We start from the raw sequence: 26397 nt of genomic DNA, 5'->3' as shown, positions 1-26397 counted from the left end.
GGCGGCTATTTGCGATGATAGAGTCCAGTGAAGCTGACGCCGGCACCGCCGCAATCATTGTTGTCCTCGACCAGCAGAAGCGCGCCGATTCGCTGCAGGCGCACGCGGCATTCGTCGCCGGCATTCGGCCGCTCGAACGGTGTGCTGCCGTCGTCGACGAAGGCGATCAGGCCGCCCTTGGGCTCTGCCGTTGCGCCGAGCGATCCGTTGCGCAACTCGCGCCCGGCCGGCAACACCTGATCGCCTTCGATCCTGAGCCGGTTGCCGGCCTCCTTCCTGATCGTCAGTCCCCCTCCAGGGTGCTCCCAGCTTCCGGACCAGTCGGCCGTCGCCGGCGCGGCCATCGGCTCGACAGAGGTGAGGGCTGCGCGCGGCAACCAGCCGGTGGTCCAGATCTGGGCCTTCGCATGCGGCTGCTGGTAGCTGACGCAGACGAAATCGCCGCGGGTCCTTCCGATCAGCACGAGGTCGTCGCGGACGAGGTACGCCTTCTTCCGGCAGGCCTCGGTCGCGGCGGGACAGCCTGCGGCCTTGAAGTCATCGTCATAGGGGCTCTTGACGAAGTTCACGCGTGGCTGGCCACTCACTTTGGCGACGACGAGCGGCCGCGCATCGTCCCAGCCGATGCCATTGCAATTGGCGGGATCGTTGGCGTCGTAGGCAGCCGCCGCCGTGACGGTCAGGACGCTCAGGATCAGTCCGATGAAGGGCGCGCGCATCCGTCATTCCTCTCCACGCTTCGCCCGCATTAGCCGGCGCGGGAAGACGTCCGGTTCAAACCGGCCCGACGTTTCGTCCATCCCGCGGCGATCTTTTGGCAGCTCCGACCGCAGCACGCTGCATGCGTCGTCTCGTCGGCGTCGCGCCTTCACATCACCCCGATGCTCTTCAGGCTGGTGTGGCCATTCCTTCCGACGATGATGTGGTCGTGAACCGTGATGCCCAGCGGCTTGGCGATCTCCACGATCGTCTTGGTCATCCGGATGTCGGCCTGCGACGGCGTCGGATCGCCCGAAGGGTGATTGTGCACCAGGATGATCGCAGTGGCCGACAATTCGAGCGCGCGCTTGATCACCTCGCGCGGATAGACCGGCGTGTGATCGACGGTGCCGGTCTGCTGCACCTCGTCGGCGATCAGCTGGTTGCGCTTGTCGAGAAACAACAGCCTGAACTGCTCCTTGTCGGCGAACGCCATGCTGGTGCGGCAATAGGTGATGACGTCCTGCCATGACGCCAGCGCGTGCTTCTGCCGCACCTCGCCCTTGGCGATGCGGTGCGCGGCGGCGGCGATCAGCTTGAGCTGGGTGATCGAGGCGTCGCCGACGCCGTCGATCTCGCGCAGCCGCGGCTCCGGCGCGTGGATCACCTCGGCGAACGATCCGAACGTCTTGAGCAGCGCCTTCGCCAGCGGCTTGACGTCGCGCCGCGGCAGCGCGGCGAACAGCACCATCTCCAGCAGCTCGTAGTCGTTGAGGGCGTCGGGACCGGCGCTGTGAAAGCGCTCACGCAGCCGCTGCCGGTGGCCGTGATAGTGCGGCGTGTCCGGCGGCGTATCGTTGGGAGGAGGGGCTTTCTCGGGCATCGGCATCAGCATGCCGTGACGCCGCATTTTTGCAACCTCGAAGTGCTCGCGCCCCGCAGGGCGCAGCCTTGCTAGGCCGCGCGTCCGGTCAACACGATGGCGAGGCCGACGATGAGCGAAAATGCTGTGGGGTAGAAGGTGAGCGCAAAGCCGAAGGCGCGGCCCGCGGCGCCGCTGGCATAGCCGAGCCAGAACAGCAGCCGCCCGAGACCGAACAGGATCACGAGCGTGAGCAGCACCGGACGACGTCCTTCTCGTCCGTCGGGCGATCCTGCTTATGGCTGCAGACTGCCGATGAAGGCGTCGATGCTGGCGAGGGCCGGCCTCTGGTCGCCGGCGAACATCCAATGGTCGGCGCCGTCGAGCTCGACGAAGCGCGCGTGGCGGATATGGCTGGCGAGATGCCGCCCGGCCCCGACGAGCACGGCGCGATCGTGGCGACGGTGCAGCACCAGGGTCGGTGCAGCGACCCGGGCGAGCAGGTGGCGGACGTCCGTATCCCTGAAGGCTTCGAGCAGGCCCTTGATGGCGCCGGGGCTGGACGCCGCGCGAAGCAGTCCGGCCCACCAGGCGCGCGCCTGGGGATCGCCAGCCAGACTCGGAGCGAATGTCTCGATGCCGGCGGGGCCGCCCCATTCGGCCACCAGCTGCCGCAGCCAGATGCCGTACTGGCTGGCCTGCAGCGCATGCGGATAGCCGGGCGCGGCGCTGCCCTTGGCGAGCGAGGCGAACAGGATCAGCCCGGCGACACGTTCGGGATGGTCGGCCGCGAAGGTGATGCAGGCCGGTCCGCCCTCGGAGGCGCCGAGCAGCACCGTGCGCCGGCTGCCGGCGGCGTCGAGCACGGTCGCGATGTCGCGCGCCGTCGCCTCCACGCTGGGGCTGAAACCGACCCGGTCGGAGAGCCCGATGCCGCGGCGATCGAACAGGATCAGGCGGCCGATTCTGGCGAGCGCGGACAGCAAGGCCCGACAGTGCGGCTCCTCCCAGATCCGCTCGACATGCGAGACGAAGCCGGGCAGCAGCAGAATGTCCTGCGAACCTGTGCCGTAGGTCTGATAGGCGAGATGAACGCCGCCGCCCAGGACATAGCGCGTCGGCGGTGCGCTGTCGCCTGGCGGCGCAACGCCCTGCGCCAGCAGCGCCAGCGTGTCGGTTTCGGGGGCGACACCGAGCTCGTCGCGCAGGCGCTGCGTCAGGGCGTCGAGATGGCGCTGGGCGGCGGCGCGGTCGCCGGCCAGCATCAGGCTGCGGATCAGGGCGCGGCCATAGACCTCGCTGAGCGGGTCGAACGCGACGAGGCGTCCGGCGTGGGCCGCAGCCGCGGCATGGTCGCCGGCCGCGCTGCGATCCCGCACCACGCGCTCCAGCGCCTGGACCGCCCGGCCGCGCAAGGCTTCACGCCGGAAGAACGCCCATTCCTCGAACTGCGGACAGTCGCCGGGCGCGAAGCCGTCCAGGAAGTCACTGGAATAGAGGCGGCAGGCCAGCTCGAATTCGCCGCGGTCGCAAGCCGTTTCGAACAGCGCCGATTGGACCTCCAGCTCGACCGCTTCCGCCCACCGAATCGTCGCGCGATCGATGGTGAGGCAGCCGTCGCCGAGTGTGAGCTGGAGCCGGTGCAGCAGGCGGCGCAGCCGCGCCCGCGCGACCTCCTCGGAACACTCCGGCCAGAGCATCGTCGCCAGGACGTCCCGCGCGACAGGGCCTTTGGCCTCCGCCAGATAGACCAGCAGAGCGAGGCCCTTGCGCAGCGCCAGCGGGCACGGCTGGCCGTCGCGATGCAGCTCGGGAAAGCCTAATGTCCGGACGCGGAACTGAACCATCGGGGGTGCGACCTGGGTGGCTGCGTTCGGGGGACGCTCGGGGGACGGTCGATTGGTAAGGGCTCAGGCTCGCGCGAGACGCGACCGATCCCAGGATCTGGCGTCTCGATCACGGCCACGCCGTCCTCGCAGCAACAAGGAAACCTTCATGTCCGGGCGTCTCCTCATCATGCTCTACGCCGTCGCGAGCTATGCCGTCTTTCTTGGGTCGTTCGTGTGGGCGGTCGGTTTCGTCGGCAATTACAACTATCTCACGGCCAAGTCGATCGATGTGGGCGTGTCCAGCGCCGTGACCGAGGCCGTCGTCGTCGACGCGCTGCTGCTGGCGCTGTTCGCGATCCAGCACAGCGTGATGGCGCGGCCGGCGTTCAAGCGCGCGTTGACGCGCATCATTCCGGCGGCGGCCGAGCGCAGCACCTATGTGCTGCTGTCCAGCCTGATCCTGCTGCTGCTGTTCTGGCAATGGCGTCCGATCCCGAATCCGGTCTGGCACGTCGAGGGTGTCGCAGCGGGCGTGCTGACCGGCGTGCATTGGCTCGGCTGGCTGATCGCGCTCTCCTCGACCTACATGATCGATCATTTCGATCTGTTCGGCCTCCGCCAGGCCGTGCTCGCCCTCCGCGGCAGCGCCGGGACGGCGCAGCCTTTCAGAACGCCGCTGCTGTATCGGCTGGTGCGCCACCCGCTGATGCTGGGCTTCCTGCTCGCCTTCTGGGCCACGCCGGAGATGTCGGTCGGCCACCTGCTGTTCGCCGCCCTCAGCACGGCCTACATCCTGGTCGGGCTGCAGCTCGAGGAGCGCGATCTGATCGCCCAGTTCGGCGACACCTACCAGCGCTACCGCCGGCGGGTGCCGATGCTGCTGCCGCGACTGATCGGCGGCCGGCGGACCGCCGAGACGGAGACGGAGGCGGAGGCGCGCGGCGCGCAGTAGCCGGCGCCGGCTCGACGTCCGCAGGGCTCGTCGGGCACGCTCGCTTTTGATCACGGCTTGCCCGGTGCCGCGCCCACGCAGACGTGAATTGGTGCGGGGACCTCAGCACCTATGTCGGGCTTGAATGCTGCGATGCAAAATCACAGCTCGACAGCCTCCGTTCTCATAAGGCCCTATGGCCTGCCTGTTCAGTCCGAGAGAGATCCGCGTTGACCACCATCACGTCCGATTCCGGCGACTCGCTGTCGGCCTGGATCACGCTGTTATTGGCCTTTTCCTGCGGGCTGATCGTCGCCAACATCTATTACGCGCAGCCGCTGATCGGGCCGATCAGCGCCGAGCTTGGGCTGCGGCCGCAGCTCGCGGGACTGCTGGTGACGATGAGCCAGATCGGATACGGCGCAGGTCTCTTGTTCGTGGTGCCGCTCGGCGATCTCATCGAGAACCGCAAGCTCGTCATCATGACCATCATCGTCGGCGCGGCCGCGCTCGGTTGTGCGGCCCTGGCGACGAGCCCGTCGACATTCCTGCTCTCGGCGCTGCTGATCGGCTTCGGCTCGGTCGCGGTGCAGATCCTGATCCCCTATGCCGGGCATATGGCGCCGGAGGCGATCCGCGGCCGCACCGTCGGCAACGTCACCACCGGCCTGATGCTCGGCATCATGCTGGCACGGCCGCTTGCGAGTTTCGTCGCGGCGCATGCCTCCTGGCACGTGATCTATGCGGCCTCGGCGCTCGCCATGGTGATCCTGGCCGGGGTGTTGCGCCTCGCCCTGCCGCCGCGTGAGCCGCAGGCGCGGCTGAGCTACGGCCAGCTGCTCGGCTCGATGGTCGAGCTCTATCGCGACACGCCGGCGCTGCGCCGCCGCGCGCTCTACCAGGCCGCGCTGTTCGGCGGCTTCAGCGTGTTCTGGACCACGTCCCCGCTGCTGCTGGCCGGGTCCGATTTCCGGATGTCGCAGACCGGCATCGCCCTGTTCGCGCTGGCCGGCGTCGCCGGCGCGATTATGGCGCCGGTCGCCGGCCGCATCGCCGATCGCGGCTGGACGCGACCGGCGACCGTCGCATCGATGCTGATGTGCGCGATCGGCTTCGCGTTGACGCTTTCGGTTCCACTCGGAACGAACGGGTCGCTGGCCACGCTGGTGATCGCCGCCATCGCCATCGATTGCGGCGCGCAGCTCAGTCTCATCCTCGGCTATCGCGTGCTGTTCGTGCTCGGCGCCGGCCAGCGCAGCCGGCTGAACGGGCTCTATATGACCACCTTCTTCGTCGCCGGGGCGGCGGGCTCCGGGATCGGTGCCTGGGCATATGCGCATGGCGGCTGGACGGCCGCCGCCGCGCTCGGCACGGCGCTGCCGCTCGCGGCGCTGGCCTATCAGTTCACCGAGCCGAAATGATCAGAACGGGCTGCGCTTGAGCCCGGGCACCAGCGCCGCCAGCCGGTCCTTGATCCAGGGTGCGGGCGGCAACTTGCCTGTGGGCATCTCGACCGCGGCGGCCGGGTTGCGGCTTACGGCCAACGTGAGGGTCGCCAGATAGTGATCGCGCTCCTCCTTCACCGCGCAATGCGCGCGGTGTTCGGGATCGGCCTCGGTCGCGACGCGGTCGTTGGCATTGATGACGAGCCGTTGCTTCGGCCGTCCCGTGTAGTCGGGCACGTTGGTGTAGATGAACTCGTTCAGCGCCTCGGGAAAGAAGGTTTGTCCGGTCAGCACCGTGGCCTCGTCGACAAACACCCTGAAGTGGATGTGCGTCGCGCGGCCGGCATACCAGCCGGGATAGATGGTCCTGAAGCCGGCCCAGCCGGCGGCGTCGGCCATCTGCGTGCCGCGCAGGAACGTCTTTCCGCTCTGGTCGAGCTTGTGAGTGTCGCTCTGGCCAGGATAGCCCGAATAGATGCCGCGGGCATCGCAGTGCCAGATGTCGACGCGCGCGCCGGGGAGTGGCGCGCAGGAGCCGGCCTCGATGACGCGAAGGCGCAGCCTGAGCGGCACGCCCGGCCGGTCCTCAGCGATCTCGGCGCGCACCAGCTTGGGATCGAGATAATAGGGACCGGATTCCGACTGCGGCGTCAGGATGCAGGCGTCGTCGGCATTCGCCGATGCGGGAGCTGTCTCCGACGCTGCGCGCGCCGGCGGCGTCAGCAGCGCTGCGCCCGCCGAGAGCAGGCCGAGAACGCCACGGCGTGTTGCGTTGGTCAGAGCAGCCTCCCGCAGTCGCATGCGATGGAAGCGGTAGTCGATCAGCCGGGCATGGCAACAATCGGACGCCCGGCGGCCATTCGGCCAGGAGCCCGCTCACACCTGCGTCAGCGGCTTCTCTCCATGGCGCTCCGAGAGCGTGAAGATCTCGACGCCGTCGGCGGTGACGCCGACCGAATGCTCGAACTGCGCCGACAGCGAGCGGTCCCGCGTCACCGCGGTCCAGCCGTCGGACAGGATCTTCACATGCGGCTTGCCGAGATTGATCATCGGCTCGATGGTGAAGAACATGCCGGGCTTGAGCAGCACGCCCTCGCCGGGACGGCCGACATGGATGATGTTCGGCTCGTCATGGAACAGCCGGCCGAGACCATGGCCGCAGAAGTCGCGCACCACGCTCATGCCCTGCGGCTCGACGAAGCTCTGGATCGCATGGCCGATGTCGCCGGTGGTGGCGCCGGGCTTCACCGCGGCGATGCCGCGCATCATCGATTCGTAGGTGACCTCGATCAGCCGCTCGGCCTTGCGCGCGATCGGGCCGATCGCATACATGCGGCTGGAATCGCCGTACCAGCCGTCGACGATGAAGGTGACGTCGACATTGAGGATGTCGCCTTCCTTCAGCGGCCGGTCGTTCGGCATGCCGTGGCAGACCACGTGGTTGATCGACGTGCAGGTCGAGTAGCGATAGCCACGATACATCAGCGTCGCCGGATAGGCGCCGTGGCTGAAGGCGAAGTCCCGGACGAAATCGTCGATCCGCGAGGTCGGCACGCCCGGCTTGACGATGTCGGTGAGCGCATCGAGGCACTTCGACACCAGCGCGCCGGCCTTGCGCATGCCGGCAAAGCCGCTCGGGCCGTGCAGCTTGATCTGGCCGTTCTTGCGCGCAGCGGTGTCGGTCGCTTCGATATAGTTCATGGGCCTGTTTCGTTCTCAGGGGTGTCGCAGGGTGATCGCCTAATTTAATGATCGTGCCGGCCGGTGCAAGCCGGGTGTGCACGGCCGGATCTGCCGCCTAGCCGGTCGGCACCTCCAGCGTGGTCTCCACCGGCAGCGCACCTCCGCGAACGCGAAGCTCTCGCACCGGATACGGCACCCTGATGCCCTCGCGCTTGAAGGCCTCCCACAGCGCCAGCATCACCTCGCTCTTGACGCTGTCCATGTAGCTGGGGTCGGCGATCCATGTGGTCAGCGAGAACTTCATGCCGGCCTCGGTGAACTCGGTCAGCAGGCAGTTCGGCGCCTTCGATTTCAAGGTGCGCGGCGTCTCGGCCGCGATCTCGGTGGCGAGCTTGCAGACGACCCGGGGATCGGCGTCGTAGTTGGTGCCGAAATTGACCTTCACCAGCGTGTTCTTGTCGGTGTAGGTCCAGTTGGTCACCTTCTGGGTGACGAGGTCCTCGTTCGGGATCAGGAACTCGCGGCCGTCGCCGGCGGCGACCGAGATATAGCGCGTGTTCATCGCGCTGATGCGTCCCGAGCTGTCGCCGATGGTGACGAGATCGCCCGGCTTCACCGATTTGTCGGCCAGCAGGATGATGCCCGCGACGAAATTGGCGACGATGCGCTGCAGGCCGAGGCCGATACCGACACCGGCGGCGCCGGAGAAGATCGCGAGCGCCGACAGGTTGATGCCGACCGCGCTGATCGCAATCGCGACGCCGAGGATCATCAGGCCCATGCGGACCATCTTGATCAGGAGCACCTGGATCGACGGCGTCAGGTCCGTCGAGCGCGTGATGCGGCTCTCGACGAAATTGCTGGCGATGTTGGTCAGCCACAGCACCGCGAGCAGCAGCACGCCGAGCTTGATCACCAGCAGCGGCGTCAGCCTGAGGCCGCCGAGCACGACAGAGATGGAATCGAGCGCGTCGACGACGTTGTCGAGCTGGCCGATGATGCTGAGCGCGGCCACCAGCCAGGCCGAGATCGACACGATCTGCACGATGAAGGTGCTGCGGATCACCGAGGTGATCAGCCGGATCACGAGCCAGGCGAGCGCCAGCTTGAGCGCGACGGCGAGCAGGTAGCTGCGGCTCGGCCAGGTCCACAGCAACATGCCGGTGCGGGCGATCCGCATCAGGATCACGAACACGACCGTGGTGACGCTCTCCAGCAGCACCCGTAGCAGCTGCCGCAGCGGGCCAGGCCAGCCCATCGCCAGCGAAGTCAGGTCGATGCGCGCACGCACGGCGGCGCTCGCCGCAAAGGCGATGCCGGCGCCGCTCAGCACCAGTCCGAGTTGAAGATAGAACCACGGCGAGGTGACCTCGGCGCCGATCGAGCGGCCAACGGTCTGCAGGAAGTCGAGAACGTCTTTCAGGTCGAGGTCCATCAGCGGGGTCTCGGAGGGGAACAGTGGCGCGGGTTGGCCGGATCAGCGGAATTTAGTTCGTTTTCGTCACAGGCGATTGCCGCGAAATATACCCCGAACGCGGGCAAGGATGGAAAAATGGGCATATCGCCGCGATAAGAGCAAATCCGGTTGGCGTGCAAGTGTGGCGACGATAAGGATGTAAAACTCGGATCCATCAACGTTTTTTCATGTCATCCCTCGACGCCGTCAGCATTGCGATCCTCCTCGGTGCGGTCCTCGTGATGGCCGGCATCCTGTCGAGCCTGCTGGCGTTGCGCTTCGGCGCACCGCTGCTGCTGGTGTTCCTGGTGATCGGCATGCTGGCGGGCGATTCCGGCCCTGGTCATATCGAATTTCAGGACGTCCGTACCACCTATCTGGTGGGCTCCGTCGCGCTGGCGCTGATCCTGTTCGACGGCGGTCTGCGTACGCGCTTCCAGAGCATCCGCACCGTGCTGGCGCCCTCGATGGTGCTTGCGACCGTCGGCGTGCTGATGACCGCCTTCATCACCGCGCCCGTGGCGAAATATGCCCTCGACCTCGGCTGGACCGAGGCGATGCTGGTCGGCGCCGTCATCGCCTCGACGGATGCGGCGGCCGTGTTCCTGCTGGTCCACGCCCAGGGCCTGCGGCTGCGCCCGCGTGTCGGTGCCACGCTGGAGGCGGAGTCCGGCAGCAATGATCCGTTCGCGGTGTTCCTCACCCTGATGCTGGTCGAGCTGATCTCGGTCGGTCACGGGTCGTTCGGACATTTCGTGTTCGAGCTGATCCGCGAGGCGGTGCTCGGCACGCTGTTCGGCATCGTCGGCGGCCGCCTCGTCGTCATCGGCCTCAACAAGGTCGCGCTGCCGCAGGGCCTCCACGCGCCGTTCGTGACCACGGCCGCGCTGGTGATCTTCGGCATGGCGCAGATCGCCCACGGCTCCGGCTTCCTCGCGGTCTATCTCGCCGGCCTCATCGTCGGCAACCGGCCGACCCGCGCGCACAACTCTGTCGTCACCTTCCTCGATGCCGCGACGTGGCTCGCCCAGATCGTGATGTTCGTGCTGCTCGGGCTGCTGGTGTCGCCGCAGCGGCTGCTCGACAGCCTCCTGCCGGCGATTGCTGTTGCGCTGATGCTGATGCTGGTGGCGCGACCCGTTGCGGTGTTTGTCTGCCTCTATCCGTTCCGCTTCAACTGGCGGGAGAAGGCGTTCATCGCCTGGACCGGCCTGCGCGGCGCGGTCGCGATCTTCCTCGCCTCGATCCCGCTGCTGGTCGGCCTGTCCAGCGCCTATCTCTATTTCGACGTCGCGTTCGTAGTCGTGATCATCTCGCTGCTGGCGCAGGGCTGGACGCTCGGCGTGGCCGCGCGCAAGCTGCACGTGGCGCTGCCGCGCACCGACCGGGGCCCGCGCCGCATCGAGCTCGATCTGCCCGGCCAGCTCGAGCAGCAGCTGGTCGGCTATTCGATCCGCTCCAAGAGCCTGTACTTCCGCCGCGGCCTGATCCCGTCCTGGTCGAAGCCGACCCTGGTGATCCGCAACGAGCAGATTCTGTCGCCGCCCGAGGCCGAGCCGATCGCGCCGGGGGACTATCTCTATCTGCTGGCGCCGCCGGAAAAGGCCGAGTCGCTCGACCGCTTCTTCGTCGACATGCCGCCGTCGGCCGCGCCCGACCCGCATCTGCTCGGCGACTTCATGGTCTCGGCCGAGCATACGCTCGACGAGGTCGCCGGCATCTACGGCGTCAAGCTCGGCGAGGGCGAGGACAAGCTGACGCTCGCCGACTATTTCGACATCCATCTCGACAACGCGCCGAAGGAAGGCGCGACCGTGGCGCTCGACACCATCGTGCTGGTCGCCCGCTCGATCTCCGGCGGCCGGGTCAACGTAGTCGGACTGCGTCTGCCGGAGGACGAGGAGGATGTGCCGGTGCTGACGCGCAAGGAGCGGATGAAGCGCAAGCTGGCCAGTGTCTGGTCGTCGGTCGCAGGGGTGTGAGCGTCATTCTGCCGCCGGCAGGACGGCGATCGAGATCGCATTCTCCGGCGCGCCGCTGACCTGCAGCACGAAAGGCTTTGATCCCAGCTCGTACTTCATGGTCTTGCGAATGCCGTCGCAATCGGTGGCGCCGCTGAAGCCGGCCGGCTTGAGGATCTTGCCGTCCTGCACCACGTCGATCCAGGCCGCGGCCGACAGGCTGATGGTGTAGACGCCGGCCTTGGGCGCTCCGGCGATCCGCGTGAGGCCGGCGAAGCTGCCGTCCCTGGGCGCGCGCTCCGGCGGCATCGCCAGCTTGGCGTCAGCCGTCGGACGCAGCTCCAGCACAATCCCGGTCGCGGGAATAACGGCCATCTCGGCGCCAGATACGAGCTTCTCGCGCTCGGCTGCGGTCAGCGCGGCGTGCTCGCGCGCGATGTCCCATTTGAACTTGTCGCAGCCGCTCGGTTCGGCGGCAACCGCAGCCGAGCTCGCGGCCACCGTAACGAGGAAGGCGGTCGTGGCGGGACGGATCAGGATCATGACGGACTCGCGACTGTTACGCCGCGCAGCGGCGCGCGGCATCTTGTTACCGCGATAACAGGAGGTGGAGGGACCGTCATCCCCTTCGATCGCCGCGCTGACGGCGCGAGCAATATCATCCTATGGCAATCGTCCCGCCGCTGCGACTCCCAATCACGGCAGCGTCGGCCGAATCAATTCTTGGCGTCCGGCGCATGCAGCACCGCTCGGCAGCCAGGCGGCAGTTGCGCCATCGTCAGCGGTTGCGGCGGCTTAGGGGGCTCTTTCGGCGGCAGCGGATGCAGCACCGCATCCGAGAACCAATAGTCGAGGTCGCCGCAGCCATCACCGCCCTCCTGGTTGGCCTGGCCGTGGCAGTCCGGATTGCCCGGCGGGCACACCATGCGGATGTGGAAGTGATAGTCGTGGCCCCACCACGGCCGCACCTTGGTGAGCCAGCTACGGTCCCCCCTCGCGTCCCGGCACAGCGCCTTCTTGATCGCGGCGTTGACGAAGATGCGCTGCACCGACGGCTCCTGGGCCGCGGCGCGGATCACGGCGACGTGGCCCTTCGTGAACACCCGCGGATCGACATCGAGGCGATCAGGCCGAACCATCATGACCGCCGACATCTCCTCGCGCTCGTTGCGCGACAGCCTATGGTCGGGCATCGGCGTCAGCCAGATGTCGGCGTCGAGCCCGATTTGATGGCTGGCATGGCCGGACAGCGCTGGTCCGCCGCGCGGCTGGCCGATGTCGCCGACCAGGATGCCGGGCCAGCCGGCATCCTTGTGCGCGCGGGTCGCCAGCCGCTTCAGCAGCGCGATCAGGTTGGGATGGCCGAAATTGCGGTTGCGCGACAGCCGCATCACCTGCCAGCCCTCGCCGTTGACCGGCATTCGCTCGGCTCCGGCGATGCAGCCGCGATTATAGGTGCCGATCACCCTGGTCGGTTGCGCCGACGGCAGGATCCTCCGGGCGAACAGCTCCTTGGCCGGCGTATTCGGATCGTCCGGATGCGCCAATGGCGGCAGGGCCTTTGGCTCGACGCTGCCCTTGTCCTGGGCATGGGCCGGGGCCGCCGCGGCAATGACGGCCGAACTGATGATGGCGACCAGAATCAGGCGGACATGCATGGCGCCAGTGTAGCGTCTGCCGACCGGCCGAGGTTGCCCAATTCTACGTCAACAGCGGGTCATTCGAGCCGTTTTAACCTGGCTCTAACCCTGCTGCCGGATTGGCGGAACCGGCTGAACACGGCTCAATTGCGTGAGTTCGTTCGGTAAACGAACAATAACCGCAGGGCCATTGCACGGTATGCGGGTCTTTTCTGGCCCGTGGCAACCGACGTCACTTATCGCTGGTTGTACAGCAGCCCTTGGTTGATCCTCCGCGCAGGTCTCAACTCTCCAAATGCGCGAGTGCATCCACCTGTTCCCGTAACCAGTGGCTGTCGCGCCCTGCATCAAGATACCATTTTTTCAGAAACGTGGCCGAAAACTGCCGTTCGAGAAGGAGAGTGAGGCACGCGATGCGGCCCGTTCGGCCACCCACGGCAAAAAAGCGCAATCGCGTGCCAAGCGCCCGCGATGCAGTTCACCCGGTCAAGCCAAGCCCGAGATTGCGTTGGCACAATTTGCGCAAGCTCGCCCCCGTCGATGAGATCGGCGGCAAGTGCGCCGAAGTGGCGATGGCTGAGGCGAAGAAGGCGCATGATCGGCTCATCGAAGCGATCGACATTCTTCCCGAGGGGATCGTGTTCCTCGACGCCGACGGCCGCTACATTCTCTGGAACAAGAAATACGCCGAAATCTACAACCGCAGCTCGGACCTGTTCGAATCCGGCGCCCGGCTGCAGGATACGATCCGGATCGGCGTTGCCCGCGGCGACTATCCGGAAGCCGCGGGCCGCGAGGAGGAGTGGATCGCCGAGCGGCTCGAAAAGCTGTTCCATCCGAGCGGTCGCCACGAGCAGAAGCTGTCGGACGGCCGTACCATCCTGATCGAGGAGCGTCTGACCGGTGATGGCGGCATCGTTGGCCTGCGCGTCGACATCACCGAATTGAAGCAGCGCGAGGAGTCGTTCCGCCTGCTGTTCGACGGCAATCCGGTGCCGATGATCGTCTGCGCGACGGATGACGGGCGCGTGCTCGGCGTCAACGAAGCGGCGGCCCAGCATTACGGCTACAGCCGGGACGCCTTCGAGCGGCTCAGCATCCGCAGCCTGCAGGCCTATGATAGTGAGCCGCCCTGGGCAGGCGAGCAGTCCAGCGAGGAGCAGGCGGCGCGCACCTGGAAGCATGTCCGCGCCGATGGCGCCCTGATCGATCTCGCGATCTATTCGCGCCATCTCGTCCACAACGCCCAGCCCGCGGTGCTGCTGGCGCTGATGGACATCACCGAACGCAAGCGCGCCGAGGCGCGGCTCGCCTTCCTGGCCCAGCACGACGCACTGACCGGCCTGCCGAGCCGCAACCTGCTGCGCCAGAAGATCGATGACAAGCTCACCCAGATGCGGCGCGGCTCCGAGAAGATCGCCGTGCTGGTGCTCGGCCTCGATAATTTCAAGTCGATCAACGATACCCTCGGCCACGCGGTCGGCGACCGGCTGTTGCGCGGGGTCGGCAAGCGGCTGCGCTCGGTCCTGCGTCAGGAGGACATCGTCGCGCGACTGAACTCCGACGAGTTCGCGGTGGTGCAGGGCGGGCAGGCGCGGCCGGAGGATGCGGCCCAGCTCTGCCGCCGGCTGCTGGAGGCGATCGCCGATCCCTATCTCATCGACGGCAGTTCGGTGACGATCGGTGCCACGATCGGCATCGCCATGGCGCCGAACGATGGCGACGACGCCGAGAAGCTGCTCAAGAATGCCGACATGGCGCTGTCGCGCGCGAAGAACGAGACGCGCGGCTCCTTCAGCTATTTCGAATCCGGCATGGATGCGCGGGCGCAGAGCCGGCGCAAGATCGAATCCGAGCTGCGCGAGGCCATCCAGCGCGACGTGCTGCAGCCGCATTATCAGCCGCTGATCGACCTCTCGACCGGACGCATCACCGGTTTCGAGGCGCTGGCGCGCTGGCCGCATCCAGAGCGCGGCATGATCCCGCCGTCGGAGTTCATCCCGGTCGCCGAGGAGACCGGCCTGATCTCGGCGCTCGGCCGCGCGATGTTGCGGCACGCCTGCAACGACGCCGCGAAATGGCCGGACGACGTCCGTGTCGCCGTGAACATGTCGCCGCTGCAGTTCCGCGTCGGCAACGTGCTGTCGCTGGTGATGGACGTGCTGAAGCAGTCCGGCCTGCCGCCGAGCCGGCTCGAGCTCGAGATCACCGAGACGCTGGTGCTGGAGAAGAGCGGCCAGGTGCTGGCCACCCTGCATGCGCTGCGCGCGCTGGGCGTGCGCATCTCGATGGACGATTTCGGCACTGGCTATTCCAGCCTGAGCTATCTGCGCAGCTTTCCGTTCGACAAGATCAAGGTCGATCAGTCCTTCATCCGCGGTCTCGCGGCCAATCGCGAGGCGCAGGCGATCGTCCGCTCGATCGTCAGCCTGGGCAAGGGGCTCGGCGTCATCATCACGGCCGAGGGCGTCGAGACCGAGGCGGAGCTGCGCTGTCTGCGCGCCGAGGGCTGCCATGAAGGGCAGGGCTATCTGTTCAGCCGGCCCCGGCCCAATGTCGACATCGTCCGGCTCTTGCAGGCGCAGCGGGATGCCATGGACGGTACCTCACCCGGCAACGCGCTGGTGGCTTGAGCGAGCGACGTTGGCCGCTGTTGGACGCGCCTCGAAGCGCCGCCGATAGGCCGCGGGCGACGTTCCGACGATGCGCCGGAAAGCGACGCGAAACGTTTCGAGCGACCGGTAGCCGCACTGCGCCGAGATGTCCGCCAGGGAGAGCGTCGCATTCTCCAGCAGCTCCCGCGCCCGCGTCATGCGCTCCTGCTGCAGCCAGGCCGCAGGGCTCGCGCCCGTGCTGTCCTGGAACGCCCGCAGCAAGGTCCGCTCGCTCATCCCGGCGCGTTTTGCCATCGCGCTGACCGCAATCGGCTGCGCCAGTCGCCCCCGTGCCCAATCCATGACGTCGCCGATCGTCCGTCCCGGGCGGGCCTGGACCGGTGCGACGACGTATTGCGCCTGCCCGCCGTCCCGGTGCGGCGGCATCACCAGCCGCCGGGCAACGCTGTTCGCAACCTTGCTGCCGAAATCGCGCCGGACCAGATGCAGGCAGGCGTCGATGCCCGCCGCGCTGCCGGCCGAGGTGATGACATTGCCCTCGTCGACATAGAGCGTGTCCTCTTCGACGCGAATATTCGGATAGAGCCGCTTCAGGTCGGGAATGTGCCGCCAATGCGTGGTGGCGCGCCTGCCGTCGAGCAGGCCAGCGGCGGCCAGAACGAACACGCCGGAGCAGATCGACAAGCACCGCGCGCCGCGCGCGGCCGCCTGCGCGATGGCGCGCAGCAGGCGCTGGGGCGGCCGCTCGGTGCGATCGCGCCATCCTGGAACGATGATCGTGCTGGCTTGCTTCAGGCGTGACAGGGGCGCGCCGGCCTCGACCACGATGCCGCCGGTCGCGCGGGCACGCCGCGCTTCGGCAGAGACCACCGTGAACCGGTACCAAGGGAAGTCGAACTCCGGCCGCGGCAGCCCGAAGACTTCGACCGCGATGCCGAACTCGAACGTGCACAGCCCGTCATAGGTGATGACGGCGACCAATCCCGGATTCGGGTGTGGAGCATGGGTTGCGGCGCGGGGCATTGGCGGAAACTTACCGAACTTTGTCCGATCCGTCACTTGGGTCGCCCCGCGTAGCGCGCGAGATTGGAGGAGCTCACGCAACGTCGCAGGAGAGAGACGATGACGACCCATGTCACCGAGGTGCCCGCAGCCCCGTCAGCCCAGGCGCTCGCCCATTTCGAGGCGATGCTCTCATTCGAGACCGATTGCTGGGACGTGCACGAGAGTCTGCATGCAGCAGCTCCGGACTTCATCCTGGTGGATGTCAGGGGCCCGGCCTCGTTTGCCAAGGGGCACATCACCGGCGCCATCAACATCCCGCACCGGACCATGACCGCGGAGCGGATGGCCGAGTACGCGAAGGACAGGCTGTTCGTGGTCTACTGCGCCGGCCCGCACTGCAACGGCGCCAACCGCGCCGCGATCCGGCTTGCGCGGCTGGGACGGCCCGTGAAGATGATGATCGGCGGCATCACCGGCTGGCTCGAGGAGGGCTTTGCACTCGCGACCGGCGATTGAAGCGGAGGCCCGGCTGTTACCTCATCACCAGCGTCGTCCCCGCGAACGCGGGGACGACACCGATTTTGGAGCTCGCCGCCTTGGAAGGCTGCGAGCCAAGAGGGCGGGATGGCGAAAGTCGCCCGCTACGCCGCCTTGCGCAGGCCGGCGAGGAAGGTGTCGACGCTCTTGAACAGGTCGTTCGCACGCTTGCCGAGGTCGCGCGTGGCGACCATGACGTGGTCGGCGAGCTCGCGTGACTGCTCGGCGGCGTCACTGGCGCCGACGACGTTCTGCGACACCTCGTTGGTCCCGGACGCCGCCTGCTGGACGCTGCGCGCGATCTCGCGCGTCGCCGAGTCTTGCTGCTCGACGGCGGCGGCGATGGTCGCGGCAATGCCGCTGATCTCCTGGATCGTTGTGCTGATGCCGCCGATGGCGGTCACGCAGTCGGACGTCGCGGCCTGGATCGAGGTGACCTGGCCGGCGATCTCCTCCGTCGCCTTGGCGGTCTGTCCGGCCAGCTCCTTGACCTCGGCTGCCACGACCGCGAAGCCGCGGCCCGCCTCGCCGGCACGCGCCGCCTCGATGGTCGCGTTGAGCGCCAGCAGGTTGGTCTGGCTCGCGATCGCGTCGATCAGGCGCAACACGTCGCCGATCCTCTCGGCGGCTGCGGCGAGGCTGCCGACCATCTCGGTGGTCTGGCGCGCCTTGACGACCGCGGCATCGGCCACCTTGCTGGAATGCGCGACCTGGCGACCGATCTCGGTCACCGAGGAGGCGAGCTCCTCGGAGGCCGCAGCGACGGTCGACACGCCGCTCGAGGCTTCCTCGGACGCGGCCGCGGCGGCCGCTGCGCGCTGCGAGGTGCCGTTGACGCTGACCGTGATCTCGTGGACGACGCGCTCCATGTCCGCCGTGGCCTTGGCAACCGAGGACACCACGCCCTTGACGTCGGCCTCGAACCGGTCGGCCATCTGCCGCTGCAGCGCCTGCTTCTCCTGCTCGGCGCGGTGTTGCGTCGCCTCCTGCGCCTCGCGCAGGCTGGCCGTCTCGATCATGTTGCGGCGGAACACGTCGACCGCCTGCGCCATCGTGCCGAGCTCGTCCTTGCGCTGGCCGCCGGGGATCGCGACCTCGGTGTCGCCGCTCGACAGCCGGTGCATGACGGCGGTGATGGCGACCAGCGGGCGCGAGATGCCGCGAGCGACGAACAGCGCGACGATGACGGCGAGCAGCAGGATTACGACCGTGCCGATGATCAGCTGCTGCTGCGCGCTGGCGGCGGCGGCCTCATAGGCGGTGGTGTCCTTGATCAGCTCCAGCACGGCGATCGGGTCGCCGGCGTAGTTCCTGATCTGGCCAGCATAGACCGCGGCGGGCTTGCCGGCCAGGGTGGCATCGCGCAGCAGCGCCGTGCCCTTGAACACCGCGAGCACCTCGTCCGGGGTGGCGACGGTCTCGTCGCCGAACGTCGAGGACAGCCGCTTCGGCTGGCCGTCGTTGATCCAGTAGACGGCGAGATCGATGCCGAAGCGCTGCTTGGCGCGCTCGACGAATTCCTTGCCGAAGGCGGCGCCGACGTCGACGGTCGCGATCACCTTGCCGTCGCGCACGATCGGGGTCATGCCGAAGATGCCGAGCGACAGCCGGCTCTGCTCGACGCCGGCGATCAGGCGGCCGGTCTGGTTGGCCTGCACCACGGTGATGCGGCGCTTCGAGGTGTCGTCGCCGAACACCTTGGGCTCATGCACGCGATAGAAATTGGTGGCCGGCGGCGCCCATACGTTCACCAGCGGAATGCCCTGCGCCTTCAGCGACGTCATGGCGCCGCCGAGCAGGGCGCCAAGCGCGTCGCGGTCGCCCTTGAGGTAGGCGTCGGCGATCGGGGGCAGCGCCGCCAGGGTGGAGCTGACCGCCAGCGCGGCGCGGCCTTCATAGTCGATGCCGGCCGACACGCTGTCGAACTGCAGCTTGAGTTGCTGCTCCAGCGCCAGTCGGGTCAGAGCGCGCTGCTGGATGACGGAGAAGGTGCCGAGCACGGCACAGGCGATGGCGACGGTCAGCGAGAGCGCGATGATCAGGCGGGCGGAGATCGACCGGAGGCGGGACATTCGGGGCATTCCTTGCTTTGCAGCAAGGGTCTCAGGATACCATTAAGGAACAGATACCGTAGTTGCACGGGAGCGCTGGTTCCGCTTTGGAATCCGGATTTTCTTCAGCCTATCGTGCTGATGAAACCAGAGAGGGGGGCGGGCCCGCGCCTCAGCTATCCACCTTGAGGGCGGCGATGAAGGCTTCCTGCGGGATGTCGACCTTGCCGAACTGCCGCATCTTCTTCTTGCCTTCCTTCTGCTTCTCCAGAAGCTTGCGCTTGCGGGTGATGTCGCCGCCGTAGCACTTCGCGGTGACGTCCTTGCGCAGCGCGCGCACGGTCTCGCGCGCGATCACCTTGCCGCCGATCGCCGCCTGGATCGGGATCTGGAACATGTGCGGCGGAATCAGGTCCTTCATCTTCTCGACCATGGCGCGTCCCCGGCCTTCGGCGCGGGTCCGGTGCACCAGCATCGACAGCGCATCGACCGGCTCGTTGTTGACGAGGATCTGCATCTTGACGAGATCGGCCGGCTTGTAGTCGGTCAAATGATAGTCGAACGAGGCGTAGCCCTTGGAGACCGATTTCAGCCGGTCGTAGAAGTCGAACACCACCTCGTTGAGCGGCAGGTCGTATTTGACCATCGCGCGGCTGCCGACGTAAGTCAGCTCCTTCTGATTGCCGCGGCGGTCCTGGCAGAGCTTGAGCACGCTGCCGAGATATTCGTCCGGCGTCAGGATCGTCGCCTCGATCCAGGGCTCCTGGATCTCGGCGATCTTGACCACGTCGGGCATGTCGACCGGGTTGTGGATCTCGATCTCCTCGCCGTCGGTCAGCTTCATCTTGTAGATGACGCTCGGCGCGGTCGCGATCAGGTTGAGATCGAACTCGCGGGAGAGACGCTCCTGGATGATCTCCAGATGCAAGAGGCCGAGGAAGCCGCAGCGGAAGCCGAAGCCGAGCGCGGCGGACGTCTCCATCTCGAACGAGAAGCTGGCGTCGTTGAGCCTGAGCTTGCCCATCGCCGCGCGAAGAGTCTCGAAATCGTCGGCGTCGACCGGGAACAGGCCGCAGAACACGACAGGGATCGCCGGCTTGAAGCCCGGCAGCATCTCGGAGACCGGCTTGCGGTCGTCGGTGATGGTGTCGCCGACGCGGGTGTCGGCCACCTCCTTGATCGCGGCGGTGATGAAGCCGATCTCGCCGGGCCCGAGCTCGTCGACCTGCGTCATCTTCGGCGTGAAGAAGCCGACGCGCTCGACGTCATAGGCGGCCCCGGTGCCCATCATCCGGACGCGCTGGCCCTTCTTCATCACGCCGTCGACGATGCGCACCAGCACGACGACGCCGAGATAGACGTCGTACCAGCTGTCGACCAGCAGCGCCTTCAGGGTCGCCTCGCGGTCGCCCTTGGGCGGCGGCAGGCGGGTGACGATCGCCTCCAGCACGTCGGGAATGCCGAGGCCGGTCTTGGCGGAGATCATCACCGCGTCGGAGGCGTCGATACCGATCACGTCCTCGATCTGCTGCTTGATCTTCTCGGGCTCGGCCGCCGGCAGGTCGATCTTGTTGAGGACCGGGACGATCTCGTGATTGTTGTCGAGCGCCTGATAGACGTTGGCGAGCGTCTGCGCCTCGACGCCCTGGCTGGCGTCGACCACCAGCAGCGAGCCCTCGCAGGCCGCCAGCGACCGCGAGACTTCGTAGGCGAAGTCGACGTGGCCGGGCGTGTCCATCAGGTTGAAGATGTAATCCTTGCCGTCCTTGGCATGGTAACGCAGGCGCACGGTCTGCGCCTTGATGGTGATGCCGCGCTCGCGCTCGATGTCCATCGAATCGAGCACCTGCTCCTTGCCCGCCATCTCGCGGTCCGACAGCCCGCCCGTCATCTGGATCAGGCGGTCGGCCAAAGTGGACTTTCCATGGTCGATATGGGCGACGATGGAGAAGTTGCGGATGTTGGGAATGGGGGCGGTCGTCATGGGTCGCGCAGATAGCACCCCAAGCCCCTCACCAGCAACCATATTGCTGAATTTCCAGGGGCTTTCTTCACGGCAAGCTGATTCCCCGCGCCGCCAAAACAGGCTACCGAGGGCGGATGTCGAGTACCTCTCTTCCGCCTCTCGCGGCGAGCATGCGCGGCCGTCTCGGACCGCGGCGAATCTCCGCCTGGCTGGTGGCGCGCGCCACGGCGCCGGCAACGTCGCTCTGGGTCGTCGTCACCTTCGCGGTCGTCCATGCCGTGCTGTGGACGGCGATCCTGACCAATCTGAAGGCGGCGCAGGACGTCCATATGGACGTCGCCGAGGCCTATGCCTGGGGCAGCCGCTTCCTGCTCGGCTACGGCAAGCATCCGCCGCTGTCGGGCTGGATCGCCGGGCTGTGGTTCGCGGTGTTTCCGGTCAAGGACTGGGCGAGCTATGCGCTGGCGATGGCCGTGAACGGCAGCGGTCTCGTCATCGTCTGGCTCGCGAGCCTCAAGGTGGTCGACCGCCGCCGCGCCTTCTTCGTCGTGGTGATGGTCGCGCTGTACCCGATCTTCAATTTCAAGGGCTTCAAGTACAACGCCGACCTGGTCCAGCTGCTGACCCTGCCGCTGCTGGTGCTGGCCTATCTCAACGCGTTCGAAAAGCGCAGCGCCGCCTCCGGCCTGTGGCTCGGCCTCGCCGGCGCGGCGGCGCTGATGACCAAATACTGGGTGCTGACCATGATCGGCGCCATCGGCCTTGCGGCGCTGCTGCACCCGGAACGGTTGCGCTTTCTGGCGTCGCCCGCGCCGTGGGTCGCGATCGTCACCATGCTGGTGGCGATGATCCCGCATCTGGTGTGGCTGTGGCGGGTAGATTTCGTCGCCATCACCTATGCCGGGGATGTCTATACGCTGTCGGACCGCGGCCGCGCCGCCGAGCTCGTGCTCGGCTATGTCGGCCACAATCTGGCGCTGCTGGCTTTGCCGGTGGCGCTGGCGGCGCTGGTGATGGCCTGGCCGCCGCGATTCGCCTTCTGCAACTGGCGCGGCGGTCCCAATCCCGGCGTGAATGTAAGCCAGGCGATCAATGTTTGGCTGGTGCAGGCGATCGTTGCCGTCGGGCCGCCGCTCGGCGGCCTCGCCTTCACGATCTACATGAAGACCGATTGGGGCATCTCGCTGTTCTTCCTGGTGCCGCTGGCACTGGTCGCAATTCCCGCGCTGCGGCTGCGATCGGTCATGCTGCCGCGGCTCGCCGCCGTCTGGCTCGTCCTGTCGCTGCTCACGCTGATCGCCTCGCCCTGGATCGCCCGGCGCGAGATGGCCGCCAATCCGAACGGCGCCACCGGCTATGGCGCCCGTTCGGAGCTGGCGCGGGAGCTGACCAAGGCCTGGCATGCCCGATTCGGCTCGCCCTGGCCGCTGGTGGCCGGCTTTGCCGAGATGAACACGCCGATGACCTTCTACAGCCCGGACCACCCAAGGCCGTTCACGGTGCCCACCACGCCCGAGGAGACCTGGAGTTCCGGCCTGAGCGCGCTGGAGGACCTCAAGCGCGAGGGGTTCATCGGCATCTGCGACACCACCGACAACCGGATCGCGGCCTGCGAGGCCTGGATGGCCAAGGAGGCCCCGAAAGCCGAGCCGCTGGTCATGACCACGCAGCGCTTCTTCCACGGCCAGGCGGGCCCTGCAATCGTTTGGAAGGTGTATATTCAGGCATCGGGGGGATAGCTCCGCGGTCGTCCCGGCCAAGCGCTCCTGCGCGCGAGGCCTCCCGATCACCGGAGCAGGGAATCGAGCTGGCGGATCAGCTCTCCGACCCGGCCTCCTCCGGGCGGCGGACCAGGATAACGCCTGAGGACGTCCACGACCTCTCGAGAAGCAAGGAGCCGTGATCGCGCGAGGTAGTCGGCGCCGACGGCGGGAACGTCTCCGGCCGAGATTTCGAAAGCTCGCGCCGCGTGGCCGGCAGCTCCGAGGATGTGCTTGACCTGGGAAGGGTTCGCGAGGGGATGAAGGAAGCCCGCGCCCGCCGCGGCGAGGGCAGCGCGAGCGGCCTCATAGGCCGCGCGCAACCCTTCATCGCGGGCTTCGGTTGCCGCCCGCTGCGCCGCCCACGCGCTATCCCGTAGGGATTTGCTCCGACTCCCGCCGCTCGCAAAGCTTCGGGCGGCCTGTATTGCGGCTCGTGCACGAAGATCATCCGGTCGGTCGCGTTCGAAGATCGCCAGCGCCGGATGTGCAGAGAGGGCCGCGTATTCAGCCACGGCTCGCAGGTCTGCCTCGCTCAGCCGAATAGTGCTACTGGACATGCCATCCTTACCGCGTCGCTATGCGAGGATAGGCGCAAATCGGGTAGAATGCCCCATTGCGGCATGGCGAAACGCGTTTCGGGAGGCCCTTACACGCCTTCTTCGTGGAACTTGTCGTTCACCAGGTCGGTGATCGCCTGCAGCGCGGCCTCCGCCTCGGGCCCGGTGGCGGAGACCAGGATCTTGGTTCCCGGCGCCGCCGCCAGCATCATCAGGCCCATGATCGAGCGGCCGCCGACGGTCTCGCCGCCGCGCGTCACCCAGACCTCGGCCTGGAACTTCTCGACCATCTGCACGAATTTCGCCGAGGCCCGCGCATGCAGGCCGCGCTTGTTGGTGATCAGCAGCTCCCGCGAGATGGCTCCGGCAGGGACAGCCGGGCCGGCGACGTTGTCCTGCTGAGCATCCTCGTCGCTCATTTGCCGGCGAGCACGCGGCTGGCGATGGTGACGTATTTGCGTCCCGCCTCCTGCGCCATCGCGATGGCGTCGGGCAGCGAGCGCTCCTCGCGCACCTTGGCGAGCTTCACCAGCATGGGCAGGTTGATGCCCGCGAGCACCTCGACCTTGGGCCGGCTCATGCAGGAGATGGCGAGGTTCGACGGCGTGCCGCCGAACATGTCGGTGAGAATGGCGACACCGTCCCCGGTGTCGACGCGGTTCACGGCTTCGATGATGTCGCTGCGACAGAGATCGGAATCATCGTCGGCGCCAATCGTGACCGCTTCGATTTGTTTTTGAGGACCCATGACGTGTTCCAGCGCCGCCCTGAACTCGTCGGCGAGGCGCCCATGGGTCACCAGTACCAGGCCAATCATCGGATACTCCTCGCGGGCGCCTTGGGTGCACCGCACGAACGCGCCACTTTGACCATCCGGAGCCCTCGCGCAAGAGGGCATATTCGCGAGTCTCCCGGATTCTGGCATACAGAATGGGAGGGGGCGGCGGTCTACTCGGTCGCGATAGTGGGGCTGATATGGTTACCAATTTGCCCCACACAATCGGCCGAAAGATTACCGGAACATGAAAGCTTGAGTGGTAATTAGTTCCGCTGCAACCAGCGGGAGGGGTGAGAAGCCCGGGCCGACAGGTATCCGTGGCAATTCGATACCGTTGAGATGAATCCGAAGCGATTCGGCGTTCGGCAGGCGGGCAGCGTCCTCGGCCATCAGGTCAACCACAAGCCCAAGTTTCGCCTCCGACACATGGTCGCAGGCGCGGATTCCAAGGCCGCGGATCTCGATCAGCCCGGCCAGAGCGGGCGCGGGGCTCACCCACATTTCCCCGCCGCGTGTGGCGAGATGAACACGGTCGTCGCCCACCAGAACCGTTGGCGGCAGCTGTCCCGCGCGCCCGGCGAGGATCAGATCGAAGGCGAGTCGGGATTTACCGGAACCGGAGGGGCCCCGGATCAGGACGGCCTGCTCCCCCACCTGGACGGCAGACGCATGGATGCTCGCCGTTTCGTTCGTCACGACGCCGGCAGCCGGACGACGAAGCGAGCCCCGGCCGAGGTCGGATGTCCGTCGGCGTCAACAGGGCCGGGCCGGTTCTCGGCCCAGATCCGCCCGCCATGGGCGTCGATGATCTGCTTGGAGATCGACAGGCCCAGCCCGGAATTCTGGCCAAAGCCCTGGTGCGGCCGGTCGGTATAGAACCGCTCGAAGATGCGCTGCAGGGCGTCCTCGCGAATGCCGGGACCGTCATCATCGACGGTGATCTCGATCTCCGAGCGCACGCGCCGGCAGGTGATGCGCACCTTGCCGCCGGCCGCGGAGAACGATTGCGCGTTCGAGAGAAGGTTGGAGATCACCTGGCCGAGCCGCGAATCATGACCGGGCACCGAGAAGGTGTCGTTGGCGCCGCGGCCCTCGAAGCGGACCTCGACGGTGACGTCGGTTCCGAGCTTGGTCTCGTTGGCGACCGAGGTCAGCGTGTTCAGCAGCCGGCGCAGATCGACCAGGGTCATGTCCTGGCGCTGCAGCTCGGCATCGAGCCGGCTGGCGTCGGAAATGTCGGAGATCAGCCGGTCGAGCCGCTTCACGTCGTGCTCGATCACGGCGAGCAGGCGGGCGCGGCTGTTGTCGTTGCGCGCCAGCGGCAGCGTCTCGACCGCCGAGCGCAGCGAGGTCAGCGGGTTCTTGAGCTCGTGGGCAACATCGGCGGCGAACATCTCGATCGCCTCGATGCGGTTGTAGAGCGCGTCCGTCATGTCGCGCAGCGCCCCGGAGAGATGGCCGATCTCGTCGCGGCGGCGGGTGAAGTCGGGGATCTCGACGCGGGTCTTGATGCGGCGGCGGACCCGCTCGGCACTGTCGGCGAGCCGGCGCACCGGACCGGCGATGGTGCTGGCGAGCAGCAGCGACAGCACGATCATGACGGCGGAGGCGACGCCGCCGACCTTCAGAATGGCAAGACGCTCGGCGGTGACCATCTGGTCGATGTCGTCGCCCTGCGTCGACAGCATCAGGGCGCCGTGGATGGTGCGCGAGCGCTGCACCGACACCGCGACCGAGACGATCACTTCGCCGCGCGAATTGACCCTCACCATGCTGCGCTTCTGGCCCTTCAGCGCGTCGGCGACTTCCTCGTAGCCGTTGCCGTTCTCCGGGCCATATTCGCGGTACAGCGGCAGGTCGCCGCGATTGAGCCAGGTGCGTACCGAGATCAGCGCACGCTCGACGAAGCCGGGCTTCTCGCTCGACGGCGGCGGCAGGTCGAAGCGCAGCACGTTCTCCAGGTTGCGGCTGTCGAGCAGGAGCCCGCCATTCGGATCATAGATGCGCGCGCGCGTCTTGGTCGGCGAGATCAGCGTGCGCAGCACCGGCGCGACGCGTTCCGGATTGATCGGGAAGTCGAGCGGCGAATATTCGTCCGGCGCGCCGTAGCTCTCGCCGGGCTTGAGATCGAGCAGGCGCTCGGGATCGATGGTGATGGTGTTGGTCTGCACCGTGGCCGAGGCGGCGATGGCGCCGGCGATGATCTCGGCCTGCACCAGGAGGCTCTGCGCACGCGCATCGATCAGGCCGGCGCGGAACTGCGACAGGTACAGGATGCTTGCAACCAGTGCGAGCAGGCCGGCGATGTTCAGCGAGACGATGCGGCGGGTGAGGCTCGAGAACGACAGCGCGAACAGGAACTGTCCGGCGCGGCGCAGCCAGCTCAGCGGACGCTGCCAGCCGGAGACGTGCGGGGTCTCGTCCGCCGCCTCGGACGCGATCGCGGCGGCGGCGTCGTGGGCATTCACGGCTGGGTCAAGCTGCGTGCGATCGAGCAATGTGAGTGCTCCGATTCCGAATTTCGTAGGGGTTGTGCGGCGAATTCCCGCGAGAACTCGACTTGCCGCACCCGAATTCGCCGCAACAATGGCCCCGTTCCGGCATCTGCGCTCGGACAAA

Annotated in this window: 23 protein-coding genes; 6 read left to right on the top strand and 17 right to left on the bottom strand. The window is 67.1% G+C overall.

What is annotated here, in order from left to right:
* Positions 1–5: 5 nt before the first annotated feature.
* The 4 genes from ACQR1E_RS05905 to ACQR1E_RS05890 form a co-directional block, all read right to left on the bottom strand.
* Positions 6–719, bottom strand: coding sequence for a hypothetical protein (locus ACQR1E_RS05905; protein ID WP_434896800.1), 714 nt, complete (start codon positions 717–719; stop codon positions 6–8).
* Positions 720–868: 149 nt separating this feature from the next.
* A complete protein-coding gene (gene radC, locus ACQR1E_RS05900; RefSeq protein WP_315715434.1) occupies positions 869–1582 on the bottom strand; it encodes a RadC family protein in 714 nt (237 codons plus the stop codon).
* Positions 1583–1653: 71 nt separating this feature from the next.
* Positions 1654–1821, bottom strand: a complete 168-nt coding sequence (locus ACQR1E_RS05895; RefSeq protein ID WP_434896799.1) for a hypothetical protein — start codon at positions 1819–1821, stop codon at positions 1654–1656.
* Positions 1822–1857: 36 nt separating this feature from the next.
* Positions 1858–3408 (bottom strand): alpha/beta fold hydrolase, encoded by a 1551-nt coding sequence (locus tag ACQR1E_RS05890; RefSeq protein WP_434896798.1) that lies wholly within the window; start codon positions 3406–3408, stop codon positions 1858–1860.
* Between the two features lie 148 nt (positions 3409–3556).
* Between ACQR1E_RS05890 and mddA the strand changes: the two genes are divergently transcribed.
* Together mddA and ACQR1E_RS05880 are read left to right on the top strand one after the other, a co-directional pair.
* Complete coding sequence (mddA, locus tag ACQR1E_RS05885) at positions 3557–4342, top strand: methanethiol S-methyltransferase (protein WP_315752241.1); 786 nt, start codon at positions 3557–3559, stop codon at positions 4340–4342.
* Positions 4343–4551: 209 nt separating this feature from the next.
* Positions 4552–5742, top strand: coding sequence for an MFS transporter (locus ACQR1E_RS05880; protein ID WP_434896797.1), 1191 nt, complete (start codon positions 4552–4554; stop codon positions 5740–5742).
* On the opposite strand, the gene ACQR1E_RS05875 is transcribed toward ACQR1E_RS05880, so the two are convergent.
* The 3 genes from ACQR1E_RS05875 to ACQR1E_RS05865 form a co-directional block, all read right to left on the bottom strand.
* Positions 5743–6546 carry an intradiol ring-cleavage dioxygenase gene (locus ACQR1E_RS05875; RefSeq protein ID WP_315752320.1) on the bottom strand — a complete coding sequence of 268 codons (804 nt, stop codon included), beginning with the start codon at positions 6544–6546 and terminating at the stop codon, positions 5743–5745. It abuts the gene before it with no gap.
* Between the two features lie 96 nt (positions 6547–6642).
* Positions 6643–7467 (bottom strand): type I methionyl aminopeptidase, encoded by an 825-nt coding sequence (map, locus tag ACQR1E_RS05870; protein WP_434896796.1) that lies wholly within the window; start codon positions 7465–7467, stop codon positions 6643–6645.
* 97 nt (positions 7468–7564) lie between these two features.
* Entirely contained in the window at positions 7565–8884 is a 1320-nt protein-coding gene (locus ACQR1E_RS05865; protein ID WP_315715311.1) for a mechanosensitive ion channel family protein, read from the bottom strand.
* Between the two features lie 209 nt (positions 8885–9093).
* Here ACQR1E_RS05865 and ACQR1E_RS05860 point away from each other — a divergent pair, with 209 nt between their 5' ends.
* Positions 9094–10887, top strand: coding sequence for a potassium/proton antiporter (locus ACQR1E_RS05860; protein WP_315715312.1), 1794 nt, complete (start codon positions 9094–9096; stop codon positions 10885–10887).
* 3 nt (positions 10888–10890) lie between these two features.
* Here the strand turns inward: ACQR1E_RS05860 and ACQR1E_RS05855 are convergent, their stop codons facing one another.
* Both ACQR1E_RS05855 and mepA read right to left on the bottom strand, forming a co-directional pair.
* Complete coding sequence (locus ACQR1E_RS05855) at positions 10891–11409, bottom strand: hypothetical protein (protein WP_434896795.1); 519 nt, start codon at positions 11407–11409, stop codon at positions 10891–10893.
* Positions 11410–11582: 173 nt separating this feature from the next.
* Entirely contained in the window at positions 11583–12524 is a 942-nt protein-coding gene (mepA, locus tag ACQR1E_RS05850) for a penicillin-insensitive murein endopeptidase (RefSeq protein ID WP_434896794.1), read from the bottom strand.
* 395 nt (positions 12525–12919) lie between these two features.
* Between mepA and ACQR1E_RS05845 the strand changes: the two genes are divergently transcribed.
* Entirely contained in the window at positions 12920–15139 is a 2220-nt protein-coding gene (locus ACQR1E_RS05845) for a putative bifunctional diguanylate cyclase/phosphodiesterase (RefSeq protein WP_315752237.1), read from the top strand.
* Here the strand turns inward: ACQR1E_RS05845 and ftrA are convergent.
* The gene (ftrA, locus tag ACQR1E_RS05840) at positions 15113–16144 is read right to left on the bottom strand and encodes a transcriptional regulator FtrA (RefSeq protein ID WP_434896793.1); all 1032 of its coding nucleotides are present in this window, start codon (positions 16142–16144) and stop codon (positions 15113–15115) included. The genes ACQR1E_RS05845 and ftrA overlap by 27 nt on opposite strands.
* Before the next feature lie 99 nt (positions 16145–16243).
* On the opposite strand from ftrA, the gene ACQR1E_RS05835 reads away from it, so the two are divergent.
* Positions 16244–16642 (top strand): rhodanese-like domain-containing protein, encoded by a 399-nt coding sequence (locus tag ACQR1E_RS05835; RefSeq protein ID WP_316169613.1) that lies wholly within the window; start codon positions 16244–16246, stop codon positions 16640–16642.
* A gap of 125 nt (positions 16643–16767) precedes the next feature.
* Here ACQR1E_RS05835 and ACQR1E_RS05830 read toward each other — a convergent pair whose 3' ends face one another.
* The gene (locus tag ACQR1E_RS05830; RefSeq protein WP_315752234.1) at positions 16768–18735 is read right to left on the bottom strand and encodes a methyl-accepting chemotaxis protein; all 1968 of its coding nucleotides are present in this window, start codon (positions 18733–18735) and stop codon (positions 16768–16770) included.
* Positions 18736–18886: 151 nt separating this feature from the next.
* A complete protein-coding gene (lepA, locus tag ACQR1E_RS05825) occupies positions 18887–20698 on the bottom strand; it encodes a translation elongation factor 4 (RefSeq protein ID WP_315715319.1) in 1812 nt (603 codons plus the stop codon).
* A gap of 116 nt (positions 20699–20814) precedes the next feature.
* Here lepA and ACQR1E_RS05820 point away from each other — a divergent pair, with 116 nt between their 5' ends.
* Positions 20815–22419 (top strand): glycosyltransferase family 39 protein, encoded by a 1605-nt coding sequence (locus tag ACQR1E_RS05820; RefSeq protein ID WP_434896792.1) that lies wholly within the window; start codon positions 20815–20817, stop codon positions 22417–22419.
* A gap of 47 nt (positions 22420–22466) precedes the next feature.
* On the opposite strand, the gene ACQR1E_RS05815 is transcribed toward ACQR1E_RS05820, so the two are convergent.
* The 5 genes from ACQR1E_RS05815 to ACQR1E_RS05795 all read right to left on the bottom strand — a co-directional run bounded on the left by ACQR1E_RS05815 (position 22467) and on the right by ACQR1E_RS05795 (position 26276).
* Complete coding sequence (locus ACQR1E_RS05815; protein WP_434896791.1) at positions 22467–23000, bottom strand: putative immunity protein; 534 nt, start codon at positions 22998–23000, stop codon at positions 22467–22469.
* Positions 23001–23089: 89 nt separating this feature from the next.
* Complete coding sequence (locus ACQR1E_RS05810) at positions 23090–23419, bottom strand: HPr family phosphocarrier protein (protein WP_315715321.1); 330 nt, start codon at positions 23417–23419, stop codon at positions 23090–23092.
* A complete protein-coding gene (locus ACQR1E_RS05805; protein WP_006611446.1) occupies positions 23416–23817 on the bottom strand; it encodes a PTS sugar transporter subunit IIA in 402 nt (133 codons plus the stop codon). The genes ACQR1E_RS05810 and ACQR1E_RS05805 overlap by 4 nt, the downstream gene beginning before the upstream one ends.
* 195 nt (positions 23818–24012) lie before the next feature.
* A complete protein-coding gene (locus ACQR1E_RS05800; protein WP_315752232.1) occupies positions 24013–24474 on the bottom strand; it encodes an HPr kinase/phosphorylase in 462 nt (153 codons plus the stop codon).
* Positions 24471–26276 (bottom strand): sensor histidine kinase, encoded by a 1806-nt coding sequence (locus ACQR1E_RS05795; RefSeq protein WP_316174523.1) that lies wholly within the window; start codon positions 26274–26276, stop codon positions 24471–24473. Before ACQR1E_RS05795 ends, ACQR1E_RS05800 begins: the two co-directional genes overlap by 4 nt.
* Between the last annotated feature and the right edge of the window lie 121 nt (positions 26277–26397).

The sequence above is a fragment of the Bradyrhizobium sp. HKCCYLRH1030 genome (assembly GCF_051168395.1).
Lineage (GTDB): Bacteria > Pseudomonadota > Alphaproteobacteria > Rhizobiales > Xanthobacteraceae > Bradyrhizobium.
This window is presented reverse-complemented; position numbering and strand designations above follow the sequence as displayed.

Coding starts and splice junctions, on each gene's coding strand:
- ACQR1E_RS05905 (WP_434896800.1), bottom strand. CDS start 719: ATGCGCGCGCCCTTCATCGGACTGATCCTGAGCGTCCTGACCGTCACG.
- radC (WP_315715434.1), bottom strand. CDS start 1,582: ATGCCCGAGAAAGCCCCTCCTCCCAACGATACGCCGCCGGACACGCCG.
- ACQR1E_RS05890 (WP_434896798.1), bottom strand. CDS start 3,408: ATGGTTCAGTTCCGCGTCCGGACATTAGGCTTTCCCGAGCTGCATCGC.
- mddA (WP_315752241.1), top strand. CDS start 3,557: ATGTCCGGGCGTCTCCTCATCATGCTCTACGCCGTCGCGAGCTATGCC.
- map (WP_434896796.1), bottom strand. CDS start 7,467: ATGAACTATATCGAAGCGACCGACACCGCTGCGCGCAAGAACGGCCAG.
- ACQR1E_RS05865 (WP_315715311.1), bottom strand. CDS start 8,884: ATGGACCTCGACCTGAAAGACGTTCTCGACTTCCTGCAGACCGTTGGC.
- ACQR1E_RS05860 (WP_315715312.1), top strand. CDS start 9,094: ATGTCATCCCTCGACGCCGTCAGCATTGCGATCCTCCTCGGTGCGGTC.
- ACQR1E_RS05855 (WP_434896795.1), bottom strand. CDS start 11,409: ATGATCCTGATCCGTCCCGCCACGACCGCCTTCCTCGTTACGGTGGCC.
- mepA (WP_434896794.1), bottom strand. CDS start 12,524: ATGCATGTCCGCCTGATTCTGGTCGCCATCATCAGTTCGGCCGTCATT.
- ACQR1E_RS05845 (WP_315752237.1), top strand. CDS start 12,920: ATGCGGCCCGTTCGGCCACCCACGGCAAAAAAGCGCAATCGCGTGCCA.
- ftrA (WP_434896793.1), bottom strand. CDS start 16,144: ATGCCCCGCGCCGCAACCCATGCTCCACACCCGAATCCGGGATTGGTC.
- ACQR1E_RS05835 (WP_316169613.1), top strand. CDS start 16,244: ATGACGACCCATGTCACCGAGGTGCCCGCAGCCCCGTCAGCCCAGGCG.
- ACQR1E_RS05830 (WP_315752234.1), bottom strand. CDS start 18,735: ATGTCCCGCCTCCGGTCGATCTCCGCCCGCCTGATCATCGCGCTCTCG.
- lepA (WP_315715319.1), bottom strand. CDS start 20,698: ATGACGACCGCCCCCATTCCCAACATCCGCAACTTCTCCATCGTCGCC.
- ACQR1E_RS05820 (WP_434896792.1), top strand. CDS start 20,815: ATGTCGAGTACCTCTCTTCCGCCTCTCGCGGCGAGCATGCGCGGCCGT.
- ACQR1E_RS05815 (WP_434896791.1), bottom strand. CDS start 23,000: ATGTCCAGTAGCACTATTCGGCTGAGCGAGGCAGACCTGCGAGCCGTG.
- ACQR1E_RS05810 (WP_315715321.1), bottom strand. CDS start 23,419: ATGAGCGACGAGGATGCTCAGCAGGACAACGTCGCCGGCCCGGCTGTC.
- ACQR1E_RS05805 (WP_006611446.1), bottom strand. CDS start 23,817: ATGATTGGCCTGGTACTGGTGACCCATGGGCGCCTCGCCGACGAGTTC.